A 20,406-nucleotide genomic window follows, 5' to 3' on the forward strand; every position below is an offset into this window, starting at 1 on the left:
CCTGACCAGGTTTTATTGTCCATTAGCGTCTAAATTTCTGCGCTGAGATAGATAGGCTTCGCCTCGCATCTCATAGAGACGGCTGGCCGTGCGGGCAAATTCAAACGCGCCGTCCCCGTCTATATATAGCGCATCCGGCTCCGCCGCAGCGCTCATCACAAGCTTGGTGCGGGTCTCATAAAGCGCGTCGATTAAGGTCACGAAACGCTTAGCCTCGTTGCGGCTCTCTGCCCCCATTTGCGGCACATTTTCCAAGATCAAAGTTTGGAAGGCTTTTGACAAACGTAAATAATCTGCGGCGCCAAGTGGATTTTCGCACAAACGGGAAAAGCTGGCACGCGCCACGCCCGCTGCTGTCCGTTTTAGCTTTAGCTCTCGCCCCTGCACAGTCAGCCGTGTTTCGCGCGGCGCTGCGCCTCCAATCAGCCGTCTCCATACGGCCTCAATTTTCGCCGCAGCGTGTTCGTCAAGTGGACTATAATAAACCGGGGCGGCTTGTATCTGTGATAAGCGGTGATCTGTCGCGCCTGGAAATTCAACGACATGACATTGGCTTTGTAGCAAGTCGATAAACGGCTCAAATAATCCGCGGTTAAGTCCATTTTTATACAGATCCTCCGGCGCCCGGTTAGACGTCGCGAGCATAGTTATACCCCGCGCAAAAAGCTGCTCGAACAGACGTGATAATATCATGGCATCAGTAATATCCGTGACATGAAATTCGTCGAAACATATAAGAGACGCTTCATTTGCCAAGTTCTTGGCAATATGCTCGATAGGCTCTCCCTGCCTTAGCGAGCGCTCCTTAGATATACGCTCGTGAATTTCAAGCATAAAGGCGTGAAAATGCACGCGCCTTTTGGCTTTGACCGGAGCGAGATCGAAAAATATGTCCATAAGCATAGATTTTCCGCGCCCCACCCCGCCCCACAGATAGAGACCTTTAACGGGCTCAGGTGCGCGGGAAAACAATTCCCAGCGCGGCGCGGACTCTCCCAGCCTCACAAGCAAATCATCCAGAGCGGACGCTGCTACACTCTGCGCTGGATCACGCTCCAAATCACCCGCAGCGATACGGGCTTCAAGAATGTGGGTGACCGTTTTGGGTTTAGACATGAAAATCTACTCTATGATAAGAATACTGCGTTAAATTTTGCCATTGCCCCTGTCAATTGCGCGCAGATGTGCTTAAAGTTAATGTGTACATTATCCGTGCGAAACGAATCAGGAGGGCAACGTGGAATCTGCGTTTTCGAATACAATGAATTATCTGGAGGCCAATGCCGCAAATTGGGCAATAGCTTTAGCAATTTTAATCGCCGGCTATCTCATAGCGCTTGTCGTTCGATGGGTTATTACGGCCGCCATAAACCGTACGGGCTTTGGCGTTCGCGCAAAAGCATCAGGCGGAAACATTGGCCGCTCTGTTGGACAGGCTTTATTTTGGCTCATATTGCTGATCTTTATCCTAATGGCGCTAGGACGTTTCCCATTGGTAGCCAGACAACTGGACTTCCTTAACACGATGATGGGCGATATATTCAATTACATCCCTAAGCTTCTCGCCGGCGCGGCCGTCATTTTCGTCGGTATTGTTCTAGCCAACGTTTTGCGAAATCTTATTGAGAGCACGCTCAAAGTTGCGCAAGTTGATCGACTGGCCGGACGTTTTGATCTTGCTGATGAGACCCAAATTACAAATGGCGCAGTCTCCAAAGGCGTTGCCAGATTGGCCGCCGCTGTTGTTCTCATCTTCTCTGCAATCATTGCGGTAGGGATATGGGACATCCCAGGAGTATCCGGGCCCGTTGGCGATATGCTTGATCTGATTTTGACATATATCCCGCGCGTCTTATTTGCTGCGGCGATCGTTGTCATCGCCGTATATATTGGCCGCTTTGTGTCCAACCTGATCCAGTCAACTCTACCAGCCATGGGCTTTGACCGGGCTATGTCATCTATTGAAGGACTTGATGGAGATAAAATTTCCGGCTTTAACCCGTCGAAAATTCTAGGCAAAATCGCGTTTATTGCGATTGTACTTTTAGGTCTCACCGCGGCTATGAATGTATTGGAAAGCCCCGTGCTGACAGCCGTGTTCTCAACTCTCTTGGCGATTGGCGGCAAGATCGTCCTTGGCGCGATTATTATCGGTGCAGGCATTTTCATCGCCAATATCGTTACGCTCATGGTCAGAGGCGCAGTTGGCGACACTGTGGCTAATGTAATTCGCTACATTCTGATTATTCTCATTACCTTTATGGGCTTGTCAGAAATGGATTTGGGTGACGGCATTGTCGAAACGGCCTTTACTGCTGCTGTGATTGCGGCTGCTGTAGCGGCAGCACTCGCCTTTGGTCTTGGTGGACGCGAATGGGCTAAAGCCAAGCTCAACGAGTATTTTCCGCCTAAAGCGGGATCAAAGCCCGCTGTCCGTAAAACGGCAAGTGTTAAAGCACCGCGCAAAACAGCGGTGCGGAAAGCTCCGGCTAAGAAGTCTTAAACTTTAAATATAAACAACAGAATCCCGTCCAAGTTATTACTTGGGCGGGTTTTTTTATGCCGAAAATTTATCCGCTATCTCCTGCATATCGGCGCGGCTTACACGGTCCATGTCCATCGCTTGTAGGGCAGTAATACGCGCCCGAAAGACTTTATACGTTTTTGCAAACGCCGCCTGTCTTGCGCTTAGCGGCTCTACATAGGCTGGATCCGGCGCGGGCCAGTATAGCTTGATATGCTGACCATGAAAGACGGGGCAAACCTCATTTGCCGCATTATCGCAAACTGTAACTACAATATCCATCTGCGGCGCCCCCTCAGCGCTAAATTCATCCCAGCTCTTTGAGCGATATTTGTGTGTGTCGTGGCCCATTTTAGACAAATGCGCGAGCGCGTCGGTATGGGGGTGCGCTGAAGGGTGGCTTCCGGCGCTATAGCCGCGCCACTGCGCGCCGCCCATATCATTGCAAAGCGCTTCGGAAATAATACTTCGCGCTGAATTTCCGGTGCAGAGAAATAAAATATTATAAGGCGGTGTCATGCCCTGTGCCTAGAGCGAGTGCCCTAACAGCGCAAAGTCATTTTTTAGGTGACCCATACGGTTTGCCGCATTAGCCTGACGTCTTGGAAACCGAAATTTCACATAACACACATATCGTCGAAGCATTGATTGAAGAGCGCTCCCGGCGTCTAATGCAACGGCCGCGCCTGTGGTCTGCGCTCCGGCCTGCACTTTATCGCTTGCTGGGCTATAAACGCGCTGTCGCCATGGCCGACGCTATTGCTGATATGACGGGACGTCAGGCCTTTGACTATGTTAGCGGCGTTGTTGGTATTCAAACTCGCGCAGAAGGGACAGAGAATATTCCGCGCAGCGGCGGGCTTATGATTATCGGCAACCACCCGACGGGACTCGCTGACGGGCTATTCGTACATAATGTGCTGCAATCTATTCGCCCCGAATACATGTTTCTAGCAAATGCCGATGCGTTGCGCGTTGTGCCCAAGGCCGGTGACCTCATCATTCCTGTAGAATGGGTCGCGGATAAACGCACGAAAGCCAAGACCAAGCAAACTCTGCTTGAGATGAAAGCAGCGGTCGCGGATAAACGCACTATGGTTATTTTTCCATCAGGGCGCTTGGCGGTTTTGGGGGTACGGGGTCTTCAGGACCAAGAATGGATGAACACAGCCGTCAGCTTTGCTAAGAAATATAACATTCCGGTTGTACCGCTGCACATCAAAGCGAAAAACAGTCTGTTATTTTACATGTTCAGCTGGCTTCACCGTGAGCTTAAAGATATCACACTCTTTCATGAAATGCTCAATAAAGGGCGGCAGCGCCCCCGCCTACGCTTCGGTCCCGTTATCGACCCGCACTCGCTTAGAGGAAATAATGACAACTCTACGGCGCAAATGCGCGCCATTGTTGAGAAACTGGGACGAAATTAAGTAACCCGCTCGACGAGCATCTTCTTTGTCTCGGCGATTGCTTTGGCCGGGTTCAGCCCTTTAGGACAGACATTGGCGCAATTCAAAATCGTGTGGCAGCGATAGAGCCGGAAGGGGTCTTCGAGATTATCGAGCCGCTCGCCTGTCGCCTCATCACGGCTGTCTACGAGCCAGCGGTAAGCTTGCAGCAAAACGGCAGGGCCGAGATAACGGTCGCCATTCCACCAGTAAGATGGACAGGCGGTGGAGCAACAGGCGCATAAAATGCATTCGTAATAGCCATCAAGCTTGTTTCGGTCTTCAGGGCTTTGCTTCCACTCTGTCGTTGGCGTCGGTGTGGTTGTATGCAGCCATGGCTCAATAGACGCATATTGGGCGTAGAAATTTGACAAATCAGGGACAAGATCACGAACAACCGGCAAATGCGGCAATGGCGAGATTGTGATTGTACCGCCTTTAACTTCATCAATGCCTTTCGTGCAGGCGAGCGTATTACGCCCGCCAATATTCATTGCGCAAGATCCGCAAACACCTTCACGGCATGACCGCCGGAAGGCCAGCGTCGAGTCAATTTCGTTCTTGATCTTGAACAGGGCGTCCAGAACCATAGGACCGCATTCATCCAGATCAATCTGGTAACTATCCCAGCTGGGCTGTCCGCCCGCTTCAGGGTCATAGCGGTAAATCTTGAACGTCTTCATACGGCTGCCGCCGGATTTTGCGTCCCAGACTTTACCTTTTGAAACCTTGGAGTTTTTGGGCAGGGTCAGTTGTACCATATGAAATCCTTATCCGCAGTAGCAGCGATGGGCGGTCGTAACTGTCTATATAGACCGCCGCGCTATGAAAAGCACTAATCGCGGTCACGCCAAATTGTCGCCGTTCGTATGCCTACATTAAACGAATACAAACACGGCGAATATCGCAGCAATGATGACAAGCAAAACGATAGAAATCATTACGGGGTATTTACGCTTTCCGTCCGGCATAGGGTCGGTGCGGCCTTGGTGATTGTCGGGCATAGTCTTCTCCTCTATGGGAACAATGCGGTCTTTAAAGAATAGTTCCTATTCCGCCCCTCAGAAGCGAATTTTATGTCCGATGTTATCTTAACCAATCCCATAGCGTTTTATTACTCGTTAATCGGACTGGCCTTTTTGGGTCTAACCCTTAGGCCCGCGCTAAAGCACTCATTTTTCTTCAACGTGCCAATTATATATATCGTCATTGGCGCTTTTGCCGCCGTGATCGGATTGCCTGTTATCAACCCTATGGCCAGCGGTGTTGAGAACAAAATCATCACCCACGGGGCAGAGCTTGTGGTAATCATTTCACTGTCTGCGGCAGGCCTGGCGATTGACCTGACTGCGAGCTGGAAAAATTGGCAGCCAACATGGCGGCTCCTCGGCATTGCCATGCCGCTGACCATCGCCGCGATTGCGGTGTTCGGCATTTATGCCTGCGCGCTTCCGCTTGCGACCGCAATTCTGCTGGGCGCAGCCATGGCTCCGACCGATCCGGTATTGGCGCGTTCAGTTCAGGTTGGTCCGCCCAATAGCGAGCAAAGCGGCGTCACCACCGCTTTAACCTCCGAAGCCGGGCTGAATGACGGTCTGGCTTTTCCGTTTATTTGGTTGGCTATCGGCCTCGCCACTGCAGCCGTCGGGGATTTTAACTGGGCGCAATGGGCGTCGTATTACGTGCTGTATAAGATTGCGGCAGGCATTATCGTGGGTGTGGCCATGGGCTGGCTCATCACCAAATTTCTGTTCAGCCCTTTGGGCGATGCCACAAATGAACGCGCCAATCCGGCACTGATTGTACTGGGCGCGACATTTATCGCCTATGGCGGGGCCGAATTCATCCATGGATATGGTTTTATTTCCGTCTTCATCGCTGCGCGCGCCGCACGAAGTTTCGCCAAAGATACCAGCGCGGAACCCTATGAAAACGCGGCCCATGAGAGCGCAGACCAGTTAGAAGCTATTTTAATGGCCATACTTCTGCTTTGGCTGGGAGCCTTTATCGGCACATATTTATGGCACCAATGGATATGGTCTGATCTGCTTGTCGCCTTGGCAATTGTGTTTGTGATCCGCCCTGTCGCCGGTTGGATTTCACTTATCGGTATGGGCTGCAATCGCATGGCACGTTACAAAATGATGTTTTTTGGCATTCGCGGCATGGGGTCTATATTCTATGTCGCTTATGCGCTCGGCCATGCCGACTTTACCCAAGCCGACACAGTCTGGCGCATCTGCGCCCTCACCATACTCGTCTCCGCATTAATCCATGGCAGCCTCGCTAATGTCTGGATGCAACGCGACAATGAGATTAAAACCGCATAGCGCGGATATTATTCAGGCTTGTTGTAATCGCCTTGTTATACGGCGCTTTAGGCTGGTCATGTTCGGCAATGAAATATTCCATGCCTGAGATATCGTTAAGCGCAAATATCCGCTCAAAATCAATGTCCCCTTCGCCAACATTGACCATATAATCACGGATCAGTTCTGGATAGCTCGCGTCTTTAGCAATAGCGGCCCAGGGATCTCCGCTCATATCTTTGACATGACAGGCTTTAAACCGTCCCGAATAACGCCGGATCAGCTCTACAGGATCGACTTTGCCCAAAACCGCCCAGTAAATATCAAGCTCGAAACAGACAAGATCAGGATCGGTGTTGTCCATCAGAACCTGCATTGCCGTGGTTCCGCCGCCCAGATCATCAAATTCAAATTGGTGATTATGATAACCCAGCTTCACGCCTTCATCGCGCATAACGCGTCCGGCTGAATTTAAGGTACGCGCATGGGCTTTCCAATGCTCAAGCCCCCGCTCTTCTTCGGCAATATAAGGCACAAAGGCAATTTCAATGCCGAGGGTTTTAGCCGCTAATATGCCGCTGGCAAGATCGTTTCGAATGGTTTCAATGCTCATATGGGTCACGGGACTGGGCAGACCCGCAAGGTCCAGAGCCGTATTCAATTCCGCCGGTGTCCGGTCTGCGTAATTACGCTCATTGAGCTCGACATAATCGTAACCCGCATCTTTGATCATCTTCAGCGTGCCGGAAAAATCGACATCCATCGCTTCGCGCAAGGTGTAAGTTTGTATCCCGACTTTACGGATCATATTGCCCGCTGTTTTTCCTCCTTTGAGCGGAATGTCTTCTGTGGCCCCGCCATCCGATTTACCACACGCGCTCAGCGCTAGAGCTCCGGCGCCTAATGTCAGCATTGCGCGTCTATTATAGATCATCATAAGTCTCCACTTTGAAAAAGGTCGGCGGCGTAATTAGCCGCCCGCGCCGAGAGCGCCATATACGTCAAGGATGGATTTTGGCAGGCTGAACTGGCCATGGCTGACCCATCCGTTATAAATAAGTTTTTCACGTCGTGAGCACGGTTAAAGCCATTTAATACGCTCGTTTTGGGATCGCGGCCCATGCGCGCTGTGCCCATTTCATGAATGCGTGCGCCGATTTCTGTCTCATTACGGTCCGGTTGCCATGGCGTAGTAATGTCGGTAAATCCGGCTTTTTCAAAAATCTCGATCGCGTCAGCATGGCCTGCTTTTAATATCGCTTTTTCATTATCGCGCATTTTCGCATTAATGACGGGGAGCGGCATGCCCCATGCATCGGTTTTCATTTCATGGAGTGTGACACGATTATCCGGATGCGGCAGCACTTCGCCAAAGACGTCGAGCATAATACGCCAGCGGCCCGGCATACGGTTCTTCGCCTTAAGCGCCGCGCCAATACCTTGATGTTGTGACCATGCGCCGTCGCGGTGCGAATAGACCTGATAGGCAAAACCGCGCTTATAATCCTGGTCACGCTCGGGATAATTGCGATAGCGCGGCAGATAGGCCCCCGTCGGGCGGCGGCCATAATAATATTTATCCAAATTACCAGGAGCCGTGGCCTGCACGCGGCTTCCGCCGACATGATCCATAATATTACGTCCGACTTGGTCAGAGCCATTGGCCAGACCATTTGGCATGGTTTCGGATTTTGAATTTAGCAAGATAGACGCGCTGGCAATTGTTGAGGCGTTGAGGAAGATAATCGGCGCGGTATATGTGCGCGAGGCTTTGCTCTTGGCGTCGATGACTTGTACGCCCGTTACCTTTTGCAAGACGCTGTCATAATCCAGTTTCTGAACAATTGCGTCTGTAACAAGCGTCATATTTCCTGTGCGTTCCGCCGCAGGGAGCGTGGCCGACAAGGACGAGAAATAAGCCCCATATGAGCAGCCGCGATAGCATAAATTGCGCGCTTGGCATTGCCCGCGACCCAGCGCCGTTTGCTCTTCAGTTGCCCGCGATAAATTCGCGACCCGCCCAATGATAAGCTGCCGTTCAGGGAAATGCGTTTCAATTTGGGCTTTGAGCATTTCCTCTGCGCAGGTCATATCAAAAGGCGGCAGAAAGTGCTGTCCGTCCGGCAAGGTCGGGACATTATCACGCCCGCCGGAAATGCCGACAAATTTTTCAACTGTGTCATACCATGGCGCCAAATCCTCATAGCGGATCGGCCAGTCTACGCCCTCCCCATCCATGGCATTGGCCTCAAAATCTATCGGTGACCAACGGTAAGCCTGCCGACCCCACATGATAGATCGCCCGCCCAGATGATAGCCGCGCCGCCAGCTGAATTTGCCTTCGCCTTCTTGCAAGTAAGGATGCTCACTATCTTTGACCCAAAACTGTTTCGTCGTCTCATGAAAAGCGTAAATTTTGGATTGTTCGGGGTAGACCGTAGCCTTTTCATCCGGTGAAACCCAGTCAAGCTGCGGCCGCTCCCAAGGATCAAGATTATCCGAATAATCGTCTTGCGGCGTGACCTGACGGCCGCGTTCCAGCACTAAAACTTTCAAGCCGCGCTCGCATAGCTCTTTTGCTACCCAACCACCGGATATTCCAGAGCCGACGACAATTGCGTCAAAATCCGCCATCTTAAAGTACGCCGCTTTCCATAAGATCTGCCGCGTGGTGGGCCGCGCGGGCGGAAAATGCCATATAGCTGATTGATGGATTTTGACATCCACCGGAGGTCATAAATGAGCCATCGGTGATAAATAGATTAGGCACGTCCCAGCTTTGGTTCCATTGATTCAGAACGCTGGTTTTGGGGTCACGGCCCATACGCGCCGTGCCCATTTCGTGAATTCCCCGCCCCGGTGCAGACATATTATCAGCGCTCACCTCATCCGGATTGCCAACCCAGTTGATTTGCATGCCGGCGGCTTCTAGCATCAATTTCGTATCGCGTGTTGCATGACGCATTAAAGCCACTTCGTTTTCCCGGTGACGTTGATTAATGACGGGGATAGGTAATCCCCATTCGTCCGTTTTTGTTGCGTGAGCGGCGACATGATTGCGCTCATCCGGCAGAATTTCGCAAAACGCAACAATCCCCAAGCGCCAAGGCCCCGGGGTGCGCTGCGCATTTTTATATTCAGCGCCGATACCCGGCGACCACACATTCCGCCTCCAATTGTCACGGTATATACGGCCCTGATAGCCATATCCGCGGACGCTATCCTCACTGGGCTCCGTATGATTGCGAAAGCGTGGAATGTAAAAACCGTTAGGTCGGCGTCCCCAATGATATTTGTCTTCCAAGCCGGGCATGATGGCATCCGCAGTTGCGCCTGCAACATGATCCATCAGGTTTTTGCCAAGCTGTCTGGAGCTGTTTCCTAAACCCTTTGGCGCGGCGTCGCTGGCAGAATTTAAAAGTATCAAACTCGTAGCAATCGTTGAGGCATTTAAAAAAACAACTCTCGCCGTCACAGTTTTTGTTTGCTTCGTATTTATATCGATTATTTTTACGCCCGTCGCCCGGCCTGTAGCCTCATCATAATCGACTTTAACAACGGCGGTATCTGTCATCATCGTCAGATTACCCGTATTTTTCGCTGCAGGGAGGGTGGCGACATTCGAATTAAAATAGGCGCCGAATGAGCAGCCCCGATAACATAAATCCCGGGCCTGACATTGACCCCGCCCGAGCGCGGTTTGCTCCGGCGTTGGCTGTGTAAGGTTTGCGACCCGGCCCGGAATGACTTTGCGGGTTGGGAAGGCCGTTTCGACTTTTTGTTTAAATTCAGTTTCAGCACAGCTGAGCTCATGAGCAGGCTGAAAAACGCCGTCCGGCAATATATCAAGCCCTTCCATGGATCCGCTAATTCCCGCGAAATAATCAACCTTATCGTACCATGGCTTGATATCATTATATCGGACGGGCCAATCGACCCCGTGCCCGTCTTTTTTATTTGCCTGAAAATCAATCTCGCTCATGCGGTAGGACTGCCGTCCCCACATCATTGACCGACCACCGGTATGATAACCGCGAAGCCATCCATACTCTGTTCCCGGAGCTGTCTCATAAGGGTGCTTTTCGTCCTCAACCCAGTATTGTTTCGTATTCTGATTAAAGGCGTAAACAGTACTCTGAATTGGATATTTTGTTTTATCCTCCTCTGTAGTGCGATTTAAATTTGGCGTGTCCCATGGATCGACAAAATCCGTGTAATCTTTTTCCGGCGTGATTTGCCGTCCGCGCTCAATAACGCAAACCTTGAACCCGCGCTCGCACATTTCTTTGGCGACCCAGCCGCCCGACATGCCCGAACCGACAACAATGACATCAAAATCAGCCATTATGTCGCCCATGTCTTGCCGACTTCGGAGAAAGGAATACACCCTTTCCATTCGCCCGGTACAGCCTCATATCGAAGTTCCTGCGTCGCGCCAATTTCACTCATATAATAGGCTGTTGCGATAGTTGATTTAACGTCACGATAACCGCTGTGAAGTTCGCTCGCCTCGCCTGAGTAAGCTACGCTATCAAATGCGCTTAGCGCTTCAGCCTGCGCGTCTACGCCCAGTTCGGCAAAGCCTCTCTCGCCATTACCAAGACTATCATTAAGTCCATTGATGACTGCGCGCCATCCGGCGCGAATTTCAGGCGTTGCCCAATTTGACGCCAAGTCTTGTATCACAGCAGGAACTCCGGCGGCTACTGCGCCGGGCGTGTCTGTGTCGGGAATAATGGTATTGGCCAGCGCGCCGACAATGGCCATTTCGCGCGTGGTAAAGAACCGTCCTGCAGCGTCAAATTCTGCGCCTGTTATTGCGCTTGCCTCCGGCGCGGTTTTTTGACCGCAAGCCGCAAGAGCGCCGCCCGCGCTCACTGCCAATAAAGCCTTCATCATATCGCGACGATACATACTCGCTCCCCTATGTCATTTTACGCACTGCTCTTTAATGACAGCGCTGTCTTATTTATGACTCCTGATGGGGATTTAAGCAAGAGGGCTTTTCTACGGCATGGCCTCGCCGCGTCGTGCCTCAATCAGATCGTAAAAATCACGCGCGGTCAGATTGATATTATCCGCATTCGCGCTGTCTTTGATCCTGTCAATTTTTTGCGTACCGATAATCGGCATGACGCCAGCAGGATGGCGAAGAGTGAACGCCAGCGCGATATTGACGGGCGTCGTGTCATACGCTTCGGCTAAACGCATAAGAGTTGACATAACGCGCTTAAACATGGCTTCGTTAAAGCGCCCATAAATCCTGCCGGTGGCCAGCGCACCACCTGCCAAAGGCGACCACGCCATCAGGGTCATATCGCGTTCTTGGCACTGATCTAATATGCCGTTCGTCATGGGATCCTGACATAGTGCCGAAAACTCATTTTGATGCACAATCAAACCGCTTTCCATATTCATTTGCAAAGCATGAGCCTGTGATGCTGTGAAATTGGATATGCCGACATATCGCGTTTTTCCACTATCAATCAAAGCATCCAGCGCGCGTCCGGCCTGGGCAAATGATGTCGATAAATCAGGACGGTGGATGAGGAACAGATCAACGCAGTCAGTATTTAACCGCACTAATGATCTCTCCAACGCACCCGTTAAATAATCATAAGTGCTATTATAAGGACGCGGCGGAATAATCCCGCCTTTAGTCACCAGAATCATCTGATCGCGCAGCTGCGGGGCGCTTTTCAGCACTTGCCCCAATACCGCCTCGGCTTCGCCAAATCCATCTGGCTCTTTAGTAAATTTCGACGGTTCGCTAAAACCATAAATATCCGCCGTATCGATCAGGGTCATACCGCAGGATAGTGCCGTCTCTATTTTGGCTTGTGCTTGCTTTGGCGTACTTTGCGCCATGCGCCAGCAGCCATAGCCGATACGCCCAACGCGCAAATCCGATTGTCCAAGAGTTATTGTTTTCATGAGCGGTTATAGAGCCCTTTGCACGTGGTCAGGGCTAAGCTGCGCTGCGGGATTTGATCACTGCTGTAAGGTCTTCTTCGAGCTCCGCAGCAATAGGCAAAGTTACTCTAAACGCGAAAACCGTACCTTTGCCGACACGGCTATCGGCCTTAATTTGCCCCCCCATTTCCCCAACTAATTCCTTACAAATAGAGAGTCCAAGTCCGGTGCCGCCTATATTTGACGCGCCGCCATCCTGCTCGAAGCGTTCGAACACACGCGGTATGTCAGCAGACGCAATGCCTATACCTGTATCGCGAATGTAAACCCGCAACGCGAATCGACCCGGCCCCATTTCCTCCCCGCGCAAGAAAATATAAATACCACCCGTTTCGGTAAACTTAATCGCGTTGTTGACTAAATTCTGAATGACTTGACGTAAGCGCCCTTTATCCCCAACCAAAAATTGCGGAATATTGTCATCAATTTTAACCTTAAGCTGCAACCCTGTTTTTCGCGCATTTACGCTGTTCAGCTCTGCAAGGTTTTTTACCAAATGGCGAATGTCAAAAGTCTCCGGATAAAGTGAAAGCTTTCCCGCATCGATTTTGGATAAATCCAAAACATCATTTATAATTGTCAGCAGCCCTTCCGAACAATCCCTAACAACGCAGGCATATTTCGTCTGCGTCGGGCTGAGATCTGACTGAACCAGAAGCCCTGACATGCCGATTATTCCGTTGAGCGGCGTGCGAATCTCATGACTCATATTGGCCAGATAGCGCGCGGTAATAATCTCGGCCTCGCGCGCTTGGCAAGCATTTTCTTCCAGACCGTCCAGTTGCTCAAAAACACGTTTACTAAGATAGGCGGCCAAGGCTGTCGCTAAAACCAAGGCCAATGTCATTTGAAAGGCACGCTGAAAAAATAACGAGCCATAATCGACGCCCGCCGTATCCCAACCCGCCGGATTGGACATAGAATAACTGAACAAAAACCACACTAAAGGAACCGCGACCAGCCCGTAAAAATAAGTTGATTTCCAATTACTAATAAGCGCAATAAGCGTTACGCCCATAAGTAAAATCGGAACAAGTGCCGTATTAATGCCCCCGGCCATATCAAGGCTATCGGAGGAAAATGACGTTGCTAAAACAGATGCAAAAAGAACACATGAATAAGCGACAGCGTAAAAATAATGAGATTTGATATAGCGGACGGAATTTAAAAGAACGAACAAAACTAAACACGCCATAAGTGAAATGACGTGCATCGAATTAAACCTGCCATAAGTCAGATACATTACGCCCTGGTTGACAACTTGCGTTGCGATAGAGGCATAACCGACCAAAATGATCGCGCCAAAACGCAGCTTTTCGCTCGCTGGTGCTGCGTTGTCCAAGCGCAAAAACGCGCGATAGCGGTTCAAAAAGGTAATCGCCCTGCCCCATAATACGACGTCATCTTAGGGAAGCGCTATATACTCACAGCGTTAGTAAGCCGTTAAAAACTCGTTTTTGCGATTCAGTAGCTTACACTTTTATAGCCAATGTACGAAGAATATGAATTAAAAGAATGCCTGGATACCGGTAATACTCCGGCCCAGTATAAGAGCGTGAACATCATGGGTGCCTTCATAGGTGTTGACAGTCTCCAGGTTCATCGCGTGGCGGATAACGTGATACTCTCCAGATATCCCGTTTCCTCCGTGAATATCACGCGCTTCGCGGGCGATCGCTAACGCCTTACCACAATTATTACGCTTCATCAGACTAATACTCTCCGGTGCCCATGCACCTTCGTCCAAGGCGCGGCCCAGAGCGAGCGAGCCTTGCAGGCCCAGGGCAATTTCCGTTTGCATATCGGCAAGTTTTTTCTGCACAAGCTGCGTTGCCGCGATCGGCTTGCCAAAGACAATCCGCTCCATCGCGTAATCGCGCGAGGCATGCCAACAAAACTCCGCCGCGCCAATCGCGCCCCAGCTAATGCCGTAACGCGCCTTGTTAAGACAGCTAAACGGCCCGCGAAGACCTTTAACATTGGGCATCAAATTCTCTTCGGGCACGAACACATCCGCAAAAGCCAGCTCGCCTGTAATGGAGGCGCGCAATGATAATTTGCCTTTAATCTCCGGCGTGGTGAAACCGTCCATTCCGCGCTCTAAAATAAAGCCGCGGATTTCACCGTCCAGCTTGCCCCAAACAACGGCCACATCGGCAACCGGTGAATTTGTAATCCACATTTTCGAGCCGTTGAGAACATATCCGCCGTCCACTTTTTTAGCTGTTGTGCGCATTGCTCCCGGATCGGACCCGCCATCAGATTCGGTTAGGCCGAAACAGCCGATCCATTCACCTGTCGCGAGTTTAGGAAGGTATTTTTGCTTCTGCGCTTCGCTACCAAAAGCTTCAATCGGATACATGACAAGACTGCTTTGTACGCTCATCATAGAGCGGTATCCGCTGTCGATAGCTTCAACTTCTCGCGCAATAAGGCCGTAGGCCACGTGGCTGCCATTGCCGCCGCCATAGGCTTCGTCGACCATAGCGCCAAGCAAGCCAAGCTCTCCCATTTCATTAAATATTTCGCGGTCAAAACGCTCTTCGTCATAGGCGGAGACAACGCGCGGGAGCAGCTTGTCGCGGCAATATCCCCGGGCGGCATCACGGATCATGCGCTCTTCTTCGGACAGGGCGTTTTCCAAAAATAACGGGTCTTCCCAATTATATTTCGGCGCGTCAGGGTTTGTCTTAGCCATAGTTGGCTCCTTTAAATCTTATTCTTTTATAGCAAATTTACGTTGGCTGGGCAGGCCCATAGACAGCACTATCGGGTCGGCATTTTGCCGCGCCTTGAAGTTTTCTTTTCCTGATAATCCGTCCCAGCCCAGCCCGATCAGGCTCTGCGCGACGGGCGCGCCCAGCGTCGTCCCCGGACCAAGAACGATATAAACATCAGGCGCAAATTCTTGGGCGCAGATTTCTATGGCGCGGGTAAAATCATAAGTCTGGGTGATCTGGTGACCGAATGTATAATCATATAGCGCGTCAATATAGACTGCGCCGGGAGTGTATATCGCCCCGCGTCCGTCGATCATGGGGATAGCAGGCTGGCTGAACACATCAGGCTTTAAAACCTGCCGCGCGGCCTCCGCAATCGGGCTCATAGCTTCGCTATGAAACGCCCCATGGTACGGCAGCCGCATCGGGAAAACGCCCATCTTGGGTAGGGTTGTCATCAGGTGATTGAGCCCCGCCTCATCAGCGGCAAACACCATCATGCCACCCAGTTTTATCGACGCGCTGATTTCGCCTTTTCCGCTACCGAGCGCCGCTTTGACTTGGGCAATATTCTCGGCGCTGGCATTCCAATCCTCATCAACAACGGGAAAAACCACCTGCCCGCCTGTCGCGCGCTCATGCATGAGGCGGCCCGTTGTATTGACGATGCGAGCGCCGTCATCCAGCGACACGGCGCCTGCGCAAGCTAGCGCCATATACCAGCCCAGCGAGTTTCCGGTCACACCGACAATATCGAAGCGGTCCCGATCAATAGATTGGAAATCCCCAAGCGCGCAGCCATAGATGAGCGCGCTGGCATTATCACCGGGCAGGTGAAGGTCAGCCTTAAACGTGCTCTGACTGTCAAGGTCAGCAATACGGATTTGATCGTCTGCGCGGCCCGTATCAACAGCCGATAAAATTGCGGGTTTATCGCCGTGATGTTTCTTTAAGTATCCAAGCTCGCCTGCGCCATATGTGCCGCGTCCGGGACAAATTACGACGGCTGTTTGTTTTTGGCTCATAACGTCGCCAGCTTATTTGCTGCCGCCGCAATCGTCTCTGCGCTCGGCAATGTATCGTAGGCTGCCGTGCCTAGCGCGATAAAGCTATCGCCCGCGCAGTGGCGCTCAATATTGGCATTTACACCTGCTTCGATTAATTTGCTCATCAGCTCTTCGGACAGCGATCCTGTTTCGCGGCACTCATCGACAATTAGGATATTCTTGCAGCCCTTAACGGCTTTCAAAATGGCTTCCATTGGCAAGGGGGACAACCAGCGCAAATCAATAATGCGGTGTTTCGCTTTGATGTTTTTAGCGGCTTGATGGGATAGATAATAGCCGTTTCCATAGGTCAGAATGGCGAGCTCTTTACCGTTTTCGTGCTGGCCAATATCGCCGAATTTAATTTTGTTTTTACGGTCAAATTCAGACGTCCACGCGCCGTCACTCTCTTCAATATCAGCGGCCTGATATAGCGCAATCGGCTCAACAAAAATGACGACGCGCCGTTCTTCATGAGCCAGACGCAGCGCTTCGCGCAGTAGTGCGGGCGCGTCAGCGGCGCTGGACGGGCACACCGTAATCACCCCCGGAATATCGCGTAACGCTGTAATAGAATTATCATTATGAAAATGCCCGCCAAAGCCGCGTTGATAAGCCAGTCCGGCAATTCGCACGACCATGGGGTTGGTAAATTGACCCTTGGAGAAAAACGATAATGTACTCGCCTCACCGCGGATTTGGTCTAGCGCATTATGAAGATAAGCGAGGAATTGAATTTCAGGAACGGGCAGAAAATCCTGATGCCCAACGCCGATGGCAGTGCCAAATATTGTTTGCTCATCCAGAAGCGTATCGAAAACGCGGCGCGGGCCGAACTGTTTTTGAACGCCTTTGGTGATGCCGTAAACGCCGCCTTTTTTACCGACATCTTCACCAAAAATCAGCGCCTGCGGATAGGTCGCCATGACGTCCATAAGCGCCTGATTGAGAGACGCTGCCAGCGTGAGCTTTCCGGACTTTGCCTTGGGCAATTTCACGGACGGCATAGGCTCGCGGTGAAACGCTTTCGGGGGGATAATCGGCGCGGCAATAGCGTCGTAACCGGACAGTTTGGGAGCCTTAAACGCCCGCTTTGCGGCGCGCTCTACACGGTCGCGCATCGCCTCATACTGGGCAAGAATACCATCAGCATTGTGGCCAGACTTAATAAGATGCGCGGCCATGGTGATGAGCGGGTCGGTCGCCTCTAACGCTTCAATCTGCGCAAGATTACGGTATGCCGTTTCAATATCTGCGCCGGCGTGGCCCATCAGACGCACAGTTGACAGATGCAAAAAGACAGGCCGGCGGCTCCGGCGGCACTGCGCAATGGCGGCGCTAATCGTATTAAAGGCACTGACAGGATCACGGCCATCGGCATAAATATAATCCAGACCGGGACGGTTTTTATAGCTCGTCGCAATCCACCCATCCGGCGTATCAACGCTAATCCCGACGCCATTATCTTCACAGATATAGACAATCGGCATTGGGCTGCCCTGATAGGCGGCCCATGCAGCAGCGTTAATTGCGCCCTGCGCCGTTGAGTGGTTTGCGCTCGCATCGCCAAAACTGCACAGCACGACGCTGTCATGAGGGACAACCCCGTCATGGCCCAGCGGCTTAGTAATCCCGACGGCGTGGGCCATACCCATGGCTTTAGGAAGGTGGCTGGCAATCGTGCTGGTCTGCGGAGGGACAAATATGTCCAGCCCGCCGAGCACTTTGTGCCGTCCGCCTGACACCGGGTCTTCGCTACTCGCCACGAAGGACAACAGCATGTCGTAAAGCGCGCCCGCGCCCGGGATATGGCGGCGGCGCTGAATGCAGAAATTAGCGTCACGGTAATGCAAAAACGCCATATCATCGCGGCGTGCCGCAGCAGCAACCGAAGCCATTACCTCATGACCGCTACTACCAATAGAATAAAAGGTTTCGCCCTTACTGCGCCGCGCCAGCAAATCGAGATGCCGGTTCATCAGCATAGTTTCGAACAGATCGGCCACCATATATGCAGGCATATCGGATGTACCTATTACAGGTAATTTACCGGATTTCAGGCGCTCAGAAAAAGCAGTATCAACGGCATCGGCACGGTTAAACACGGGCAAGACTTTCTGATACTTGGACGGGCGCAGCAGCAGCCGAACGACGCCAGCTTTGCACTTTATCACCCGGTCTCAATCCAAGCTCTTTATAAGCACGCTCCGGTAAATAAAGATAACGGCGTTTGCGATGGGCAGGCGTAATGGCGACGCGAAAGTTTTGCAGATCCCCCGCCGCAACAAGGCGCAAGGGCGCGGTTTCGTCAACGTCGCCAATATCAGCGAGGGTTTCGCGGCTTTCCAATATCGTGGTTATCTTGTGACGCCATGCAGCCACCACAGGTCCGCCGTCAAATAAATCAACCGTATGGCTGTCACAAAAGCCTTCATCATGAAGGAGTTTCAGCGCGCCGGCACCGGACGGATGAGCCTGCCCCATAACGCGCCGCGCTTCTGCGGAAAGACTGTCTATACGCACAGGCTTATCGGGGCTAACCAGCGCCAGAGCGCGTGCTTCTAATGAGGCAAATTGGGCATCGGCTTCAAGAAAACTGCACCCGAATTTGGCCGCAAAGACCGCGTCGTAAAACGGCGCTTTATTATTGTGACTAACACCGCGAAGCTCCGCAACGATTGTGCGGGAAAACATGTCGGGCTGCGCTGCGATCATCAGGTAACGCGCCTTGGCCAGATAACGCCCCAGTCCGCCCGCGCGATGTTCGCGTTTTAAATATAAAGAGCCGACTTCTGTTGCGCCGGCAAAACGGTCGGACGCCGATAAAAACTGTCCGTCCGGCGAAATATCAAAATTAATAAAGGGCGGCTCGCCCGACGCGCCGATATTGGTTTTCACCGCCGCGCATCCAATCAACTCTCCGCTCTCTACATGATGCAGGCCAAGGAAATATTTACGCGTTATGGACATATCTGACGGCCCGCCGACAGAGGCAAAACTATCGACTGACATTTGTATATATTTTGCCAGATAGTCGCGATCCGGCTGCAGACTGGACAGCCCGCCCTGCGCCGAGCAGGCAAGATCGTAAAGCCCGTCAATATCTGCGGCCGAGACCGGCCGCAGCATATAGAGAGGCAGGTTAGCCATTATCCGGTTTTAGCCGCGCTTTTCATTTGGGCGAACACGTCATCAAGCTTGGTCAGCGCCTGTTTGCATTCGTCATGCGTGACGTTCAGCGCCGGGGCCATACGGATAACATTATCGCCGGCTGTACCGATTAAGAAGTGATGGTCATCCCGCGCGATTGTGCGAACGTCCATATTCGGAACTTTCAGCTTTAGCCCGATAAGAAGGCCTTTTCCGCGAACGCCTTCGATCATGTCAGGATATTTTTGCTGCGCCATGTTCTCAAGGCCCGCTTCAAATTCCGCCGCAACCGAATTTAAATGCTTGTAAAATTCAGGATCGCCGAGATATTCGAACACAGCGAGGCCAACAGCCATAGCCAATGCATTGCCGCCATATGTGCTGCCATGTGTGCCGGGGACCATGACTTTGCCAACGGCCTCCGTCGCCATAGTAAAGCCCAGCGGGAAGCCGCCGCCAACGCCTTTGGCGCAGGCTATTAGATCAGGCTGCGCATTTTCAAACCATTGATGGGCGAATAATTTGCCGGTACGGCCTGCGCCGCATTGCACTTCATCATAAATCAGCAGCGCACCGTGCTCGTCGCATAATTTGCGAAGGCCCTGCAGACATTGTCCGGGAACCGGGCGAAGGCCGCCCTCGCCCTGTACAGGCTCAATAATTACGGCGGCAACAGTGTCGTCCATTTCCACCTGCAGCGCGTCATGATCACCAAAGGGCAATTGCACATAACCGGGGAGGCGCGGGCCGAAGCCTTTAAGATATTTGGGATTGCCCGAAGCGTTCACGGCGGCGTAGGTGCGGCCATGAAAAGAGCCGTCAAAGCCGATAATTTTAATGCGTTTTTCGTCGCCGCGATCATAATGATAACGCCGCGCTGTTTTCAACGTCAGCTCAACCGCTTCTGATCCGCTATTGGCAAAAAACACGCGGTCGGCAAATGATGCTGAACAATATTTATCAGCCAGCTCCTGCTGCCCCGGAACGTCGAACATATTGGACAAATGCCATAATTTATTCGCCTGTACGGTTAGCGCTTTAACGAGGTCAGGATGGGCATGGCCCAGCGTATTGACACTAATGCCCGAGATAAAGTCGAGATATTTATCACCGCGGTCATCTGTCAGCCAGACGCCCTCGCCTTTGACAAAATTGATCGGCGGCGGTGCATATGTTGGAAACAGATTTTCGCGTGTACTCATAGTTATCTCCTTGTTGCTGCAATTAAACAGTATT

The 20,406-nt window shown here is 51.8% G+C and carries 18 protein-coding genes; 3 read left to right on the top strand and 15 right to left on the bottom strand.

The features are described 5' to 3' along the window. Nucleotides 1–12 precede the first annotated feature (12 nt). Nucleotides 13–1,116 (bottom strand): cell division protein ZapE, encoded by a 1,104-nt coding sequence (gene zapE, locus H142_RS0113075; RefSeq protein WP_017932602.1) that lies wholly within the window; start codon nt 1,114–1,116, stop codon nt 13–15. Nucleotides 1,117–1,237: 121 nt separating this feature from the next. Here zapE and H142_RS0113080 point away from each other — a divergent pair, with 121 nt between their 5' ends. Beyond that, on the top strand, nt 1,238–2,503 hold the full coding sequence (locus tag H142_RS0113080; protein ID WP_156812033.1) for a mechanosensitive ion channel: 1,266 nt from the start codon (nt 1,238–1,240) through the stop codon (nt 2,501–2,503). Nucleotides 2,504–2,557: 54 nt separating this feature from the next. Here the strand turns inward: H142_RS0113080 and H142_RS0113085 are convergent, their stop codons facing one another. Further along, nucleotides 2,558–3,043 (bottom strand): arsenate reductase ArsC, encoded by a 486-nt coding sequence (locus tag H142_RS0113085; RefSeq protein ID WP_017932604.1) that lies wholly within the window; start codon nt 3,041–3,043, stop codon nt 2,558–2,560. Nucleotides 3,044–3,195: 152 nt separating this feature from the next. Here H142_RS0113085 and H142_RS0113090 point away from each other — a divergent pair, with 152 nt between their 5' ends. Next, on the top strand, nt 3,196–3,954 hold the full coding sequence (locus H142_RS0113090; RefSeq protein ID WP_156812034.1) for a GNAT family N-acetyltransferase: 759 nt from the start codon (nt 3,196–3,198) through the stop codon (nt 3,952–3,954). On the opposite strand, the gene H142_RS0113095 is transcribed toward H142_RS0113090, so the two are convergent. Both H142_RS0113095 and H142_RS17185 read right to left on the bottom strand, forming a co-directional pair. Next, nucleotides 3,951–4,733 carry a succinate dehydrogenase iron-sulfur subunit gene (locus H142_RS0113095; protein WP_017932606.1) on the bottom strand — a complete coding sequence of 261 codons (783 nt, stop codon included), beginning with the start codon at nt 4,731–4,733 and terminating at the stop codon, nt 3,951–3,953. The two genes, H142_RS0113090 and H142_RS0113095, sit on opposite strands and share 4 nt — an antisense overlap. Before the next feature lie 117 nt (nt 4,734–4,850). Then, nucleotides 4,851–4,976, bottom strand: a complete 126-nt coding sequence (locus H142_RS17185) for a hypothetical protein (RefSeq protein ID WP_017932607.1) — start codon at nt 4,974–4,976, stop codon at nt 4,851–4,853. Between the two features lie 72 nt (nt 4,977–5,048). On the opposite strand from H142_RS17185, the gene H142_RS15835 reads away from it, so the two are divergent. After that, entirely contained in the window at nt 5,049–6,302 is a 1,254-nt protein-coding gene (locus tag H142_RS15835; RefSeq protein WP_017932608.1) for a cation:proton antiporter, read from the top strand. Here H142_RS15835 and H142_RS0113110 read toward each other — a convergent pair. From H142_RS0113110 to H142_RS0113160, 11 genes are all read right to left on the bottom strand, one after another. Further along, nucleotides 6,289–7,218 (bottom strand): sugar phosphate isomerase/epimerase family protein, encoded by a 930-nt coding sequence (locus tag H142_RS0113110; RefSeq protein WP_017932609.1) that lies wholly within the window; start codon nt 7,216–7,218, stop codon nt 6,289–6,291. The genes H142_RS15835 and H142_RS0113110 overlap by 14 nt on opposite strands. Continuing rightward, nucleotides 7,215–8,915, bottom strand: coding sequence for a GMC oxidoreductase (locus tag H142_RS0113115; RefSeq protein WP_017932610.1), 1,701 nt, complete (start codon nt 8,913–8,915; stop codon nt 7,215–7,217). Before H142_RS0113115 ends, H142_RS0113110 begins: the two co-directional genes overlap by 4 nt. A gap of 1 nt (nt 8,916) precedes the next feature. Beyond that, nucleotides 8,917–10,626, bottom strand: coding sequence for a GMC oxidoreductase (locus H142_RS0113120; RefSeq protein ID WP_156812035.1), 1,710 nt, complete (start codon nt 10,624–10,626; stop codon nt 8,917–8,919). After that, nucleotides 10,626–11,195: a gluconate 2-dehydrogenase subunit 3 family protein gene (locus H142_RS0113125; RefSeq protein ID WP_017932612.1), complete on the bottom strand. Its 570-nt coding sequence runs from the start codon at nt 11,193–11,195 to the stop codon at nt 10,626–10,628. The genes H142_RS0113120 and H142_RS0113125 overlap by 1 nt, the downstream gene beginning before the upstream one ends. Before the next feature lie 93 nt (nt 11,196–11,288). Continuing rightward, nucleotides 11,289–12,215: an aldo/keto reductase gene (locus H142_RS0113130; RefSeq protein ID WP_017932613.1), complete on the bottom strand. Its 927-nt coding sequence runs from the start codon at nt 12,213–12,215 to the stop codon at nt 11,289–11,291. Between the two features lie 34 nt (nt 12,216–12,249). Beyond that, nucleotides 12,250–13,623 carry an ATP-binding protein gene (locus H142_RS16550; RefSeq protein ID WP_017932614.1) on the bottom strand — a complete coding sequence of 458 codons (1,374 nt, stop codon included), beginning with the start codon at nt 13,621–13,623 and terminating at the stop codon, nt 12,250–12,252. A gap of 138 nt (nt 13,624–13,761) precedes the next feature. Continuing rightward, nucleotides 13,762–14,952, bottom strand: a complete 1,191-nt coding sequence (locus H142_RS0113140) for an acyl-CoA dehydrogenase (protein ID WP_017932615.1) — start codon at nt 14,950–14,952, stop codon at nt 13,762–13,764. 18 nt (nt 14,953–14,970) lie between these two features. Then, nucleotides 14,971–15,999 (bottom strand): ACP S-malonyltransferase, encoded by a 1,029-nt coding sequence (locus H142_RS0113145; RefSeq protein ID WP_017932616.1) that lies wholly within the window; start codon nt 15,997–15,999, stop codon nt 14,971–14,973. After that, nucleotides 15,996–18,125, bottom strand: a complete 2,130-nt coding sequence (locus tag H142_RS0113150; RefSeq protein WP_017932617.1) for a thiamine pyrophosphate-dependent enzyme — start codon at nt 18,123–18,125, stop codon at nt 15,996–15,998. The genes H142_RS0113145 and H142_RS0113150 overlap by 4 nt, the downstream gene beginning before the upstream one ends. Continuing rightward, nucleotides 18,118–19,170 carry an arginine N-succinyltransferase gene (locus H142_RS15845; RefSeq protein ID WP_017932618.1) on the bottom strand — a complete coding sequence of 351 codons (1,053 nt, stop codon included), beginning with the start codon at nt 19,168–19,170 and terminating at the stop codon, nt 18,118–18,120. Before H142_RS15845 ends, H142_RS0113150 begins: the two co-directional genes overlap by 8 nt. Continuing rightward, nucleotides 19,170–20,372, bottom strand: a complete 1,203-nt coding sequence (locus H142_RS0113160; protein ID WP_017932619.1) for an aspartate aminotransferase family protein — start codon at nt 20,370–20,372, stop codon at nt 19,170–19,172. Before H142_RS0113160 ends, H142_RS15845 begins: the two co-directional genes overlap by 1 nt. Nucleotides 20,373–20,406: the final 34 nt, after the last annotated feature.

Source organism: Robiginitomaculum antarcticum DSM 21748 (assembly GCF_000365025.1).
GTDB lineage: Bacteria > Pseudomonadota > Alphaproteobacteria > Caulobacterales > Maricaulaceae > Robiginitomaculum > Robiginitomaculum antarcticum.

Excerpts from the sequence above, each read along its gene's own strand:
- zapE (WP_017932602.1), bottom strand. The coding sequence starts at position 1,116 with ATGTCTAAACCCAAAACGGTCACCCACATTCTTGAAGCCCGTATCGCT.
- H142_RS15845 (WP_017932618.1), bottom strand. The coding sequence starts at position 19,170 with ATGGCTAACCTGCCTCTCTATATGCTGCGGCCGGTCTCGGCCGCAGAT.
- H142_RS0113145 (WP_017932616.1), bottom strand. The coding sequence starts at position 15,999 with ATGAGCCAAAAACAAACAGCCGTCGTAATTTGTCCCGGACGCGGCACA.
- H142_RS15835 (WP_017932608.1), top strand. The coding sequence starts at position 5,049 with ATGTCCGATGTTATCTTAACCAATCCCATAGCGTTTTATTACTCGTTA.
- H142_RS0113090 (WP_156812034.1), top strand. The coding sequence starts at position 3,196 with ATGCAACGGCCGCGCCTGTGGTCTGCGCTCCGGCCTGCACTTTATCGC.
- H142_RS0113115 (WP_017932610.1), bottom strand. The coding sequence starts at position 8,915 with ATGGCGGATTTTGACGCAATTGTCGTCGGCTCTGGAATATCCGGTGGT.
- H142_RS0113140 (WP_017932615.1), bottom strand. The coding sequence starts at position 14,952 with ATGGCTAAGACAAACCCTGACGCGCCGAAATATAATTGGGAAGACCCG.
- H142_RS0113095 (WP_017932606.1), bottom strand. The coding sequence starts at position 4,733 with ATGGTACAACTGACCCTGCCCAAAAACTCCAAGGTTTCAAAAGGTAAA.
- H142_RS0113125 (WP_017932612.1), bottom strand. The coding sequence starts at position 11,195 with ATGTATCGTCGCGATATGATGAAGGCTTTATTGGCAGTGAGCGCGGGC.
- H142_RS0113120 (WP_156812035.1), bottom strand. The coding sequence starts at position 10,626 with ATGGCTGATTTTGATGTCATTGTTGTCGGTTCGGGCATGTCGGGCGGC.
- H142_RS0113110 (WP_017932609.1), bottom strand. The coding sequence starts at position 7,218 with ATGATGATCTATAATAGACGCGCAATGCTGACATTAGGCGCCGGAGCT.
- H142_RS0113130 (WP_017932613.1), bottom strand. The coding sequence starts at position 12,215 with ATGAAAACAATAACTCTTGGACAATCGGATTTGCGCGTTGGGCGTATC.
- H142_RS17185 (WP_017932607.1), bottom strand. The coding sequence starts at position 4,976 with ATGCCCGACAATCACCAAGGCCGCACCGACCCTATGCCGGACGGAAAG.
- H142_RS0113160 (WP_017932619.1), bottom strand. The coding sequence starts at position 20,372 with ATGAGTACACGCGAAAATCTGTTTCCAACATATGCACCGCCGCCGATC.
- H142_RS0113085 (WP_017932604.1), bottom strand. The coding sequence starts at position 3,043 with ATGACACCGCCTTATAATATTTTATTTCTCTGCACCGGAAATTCAGCG.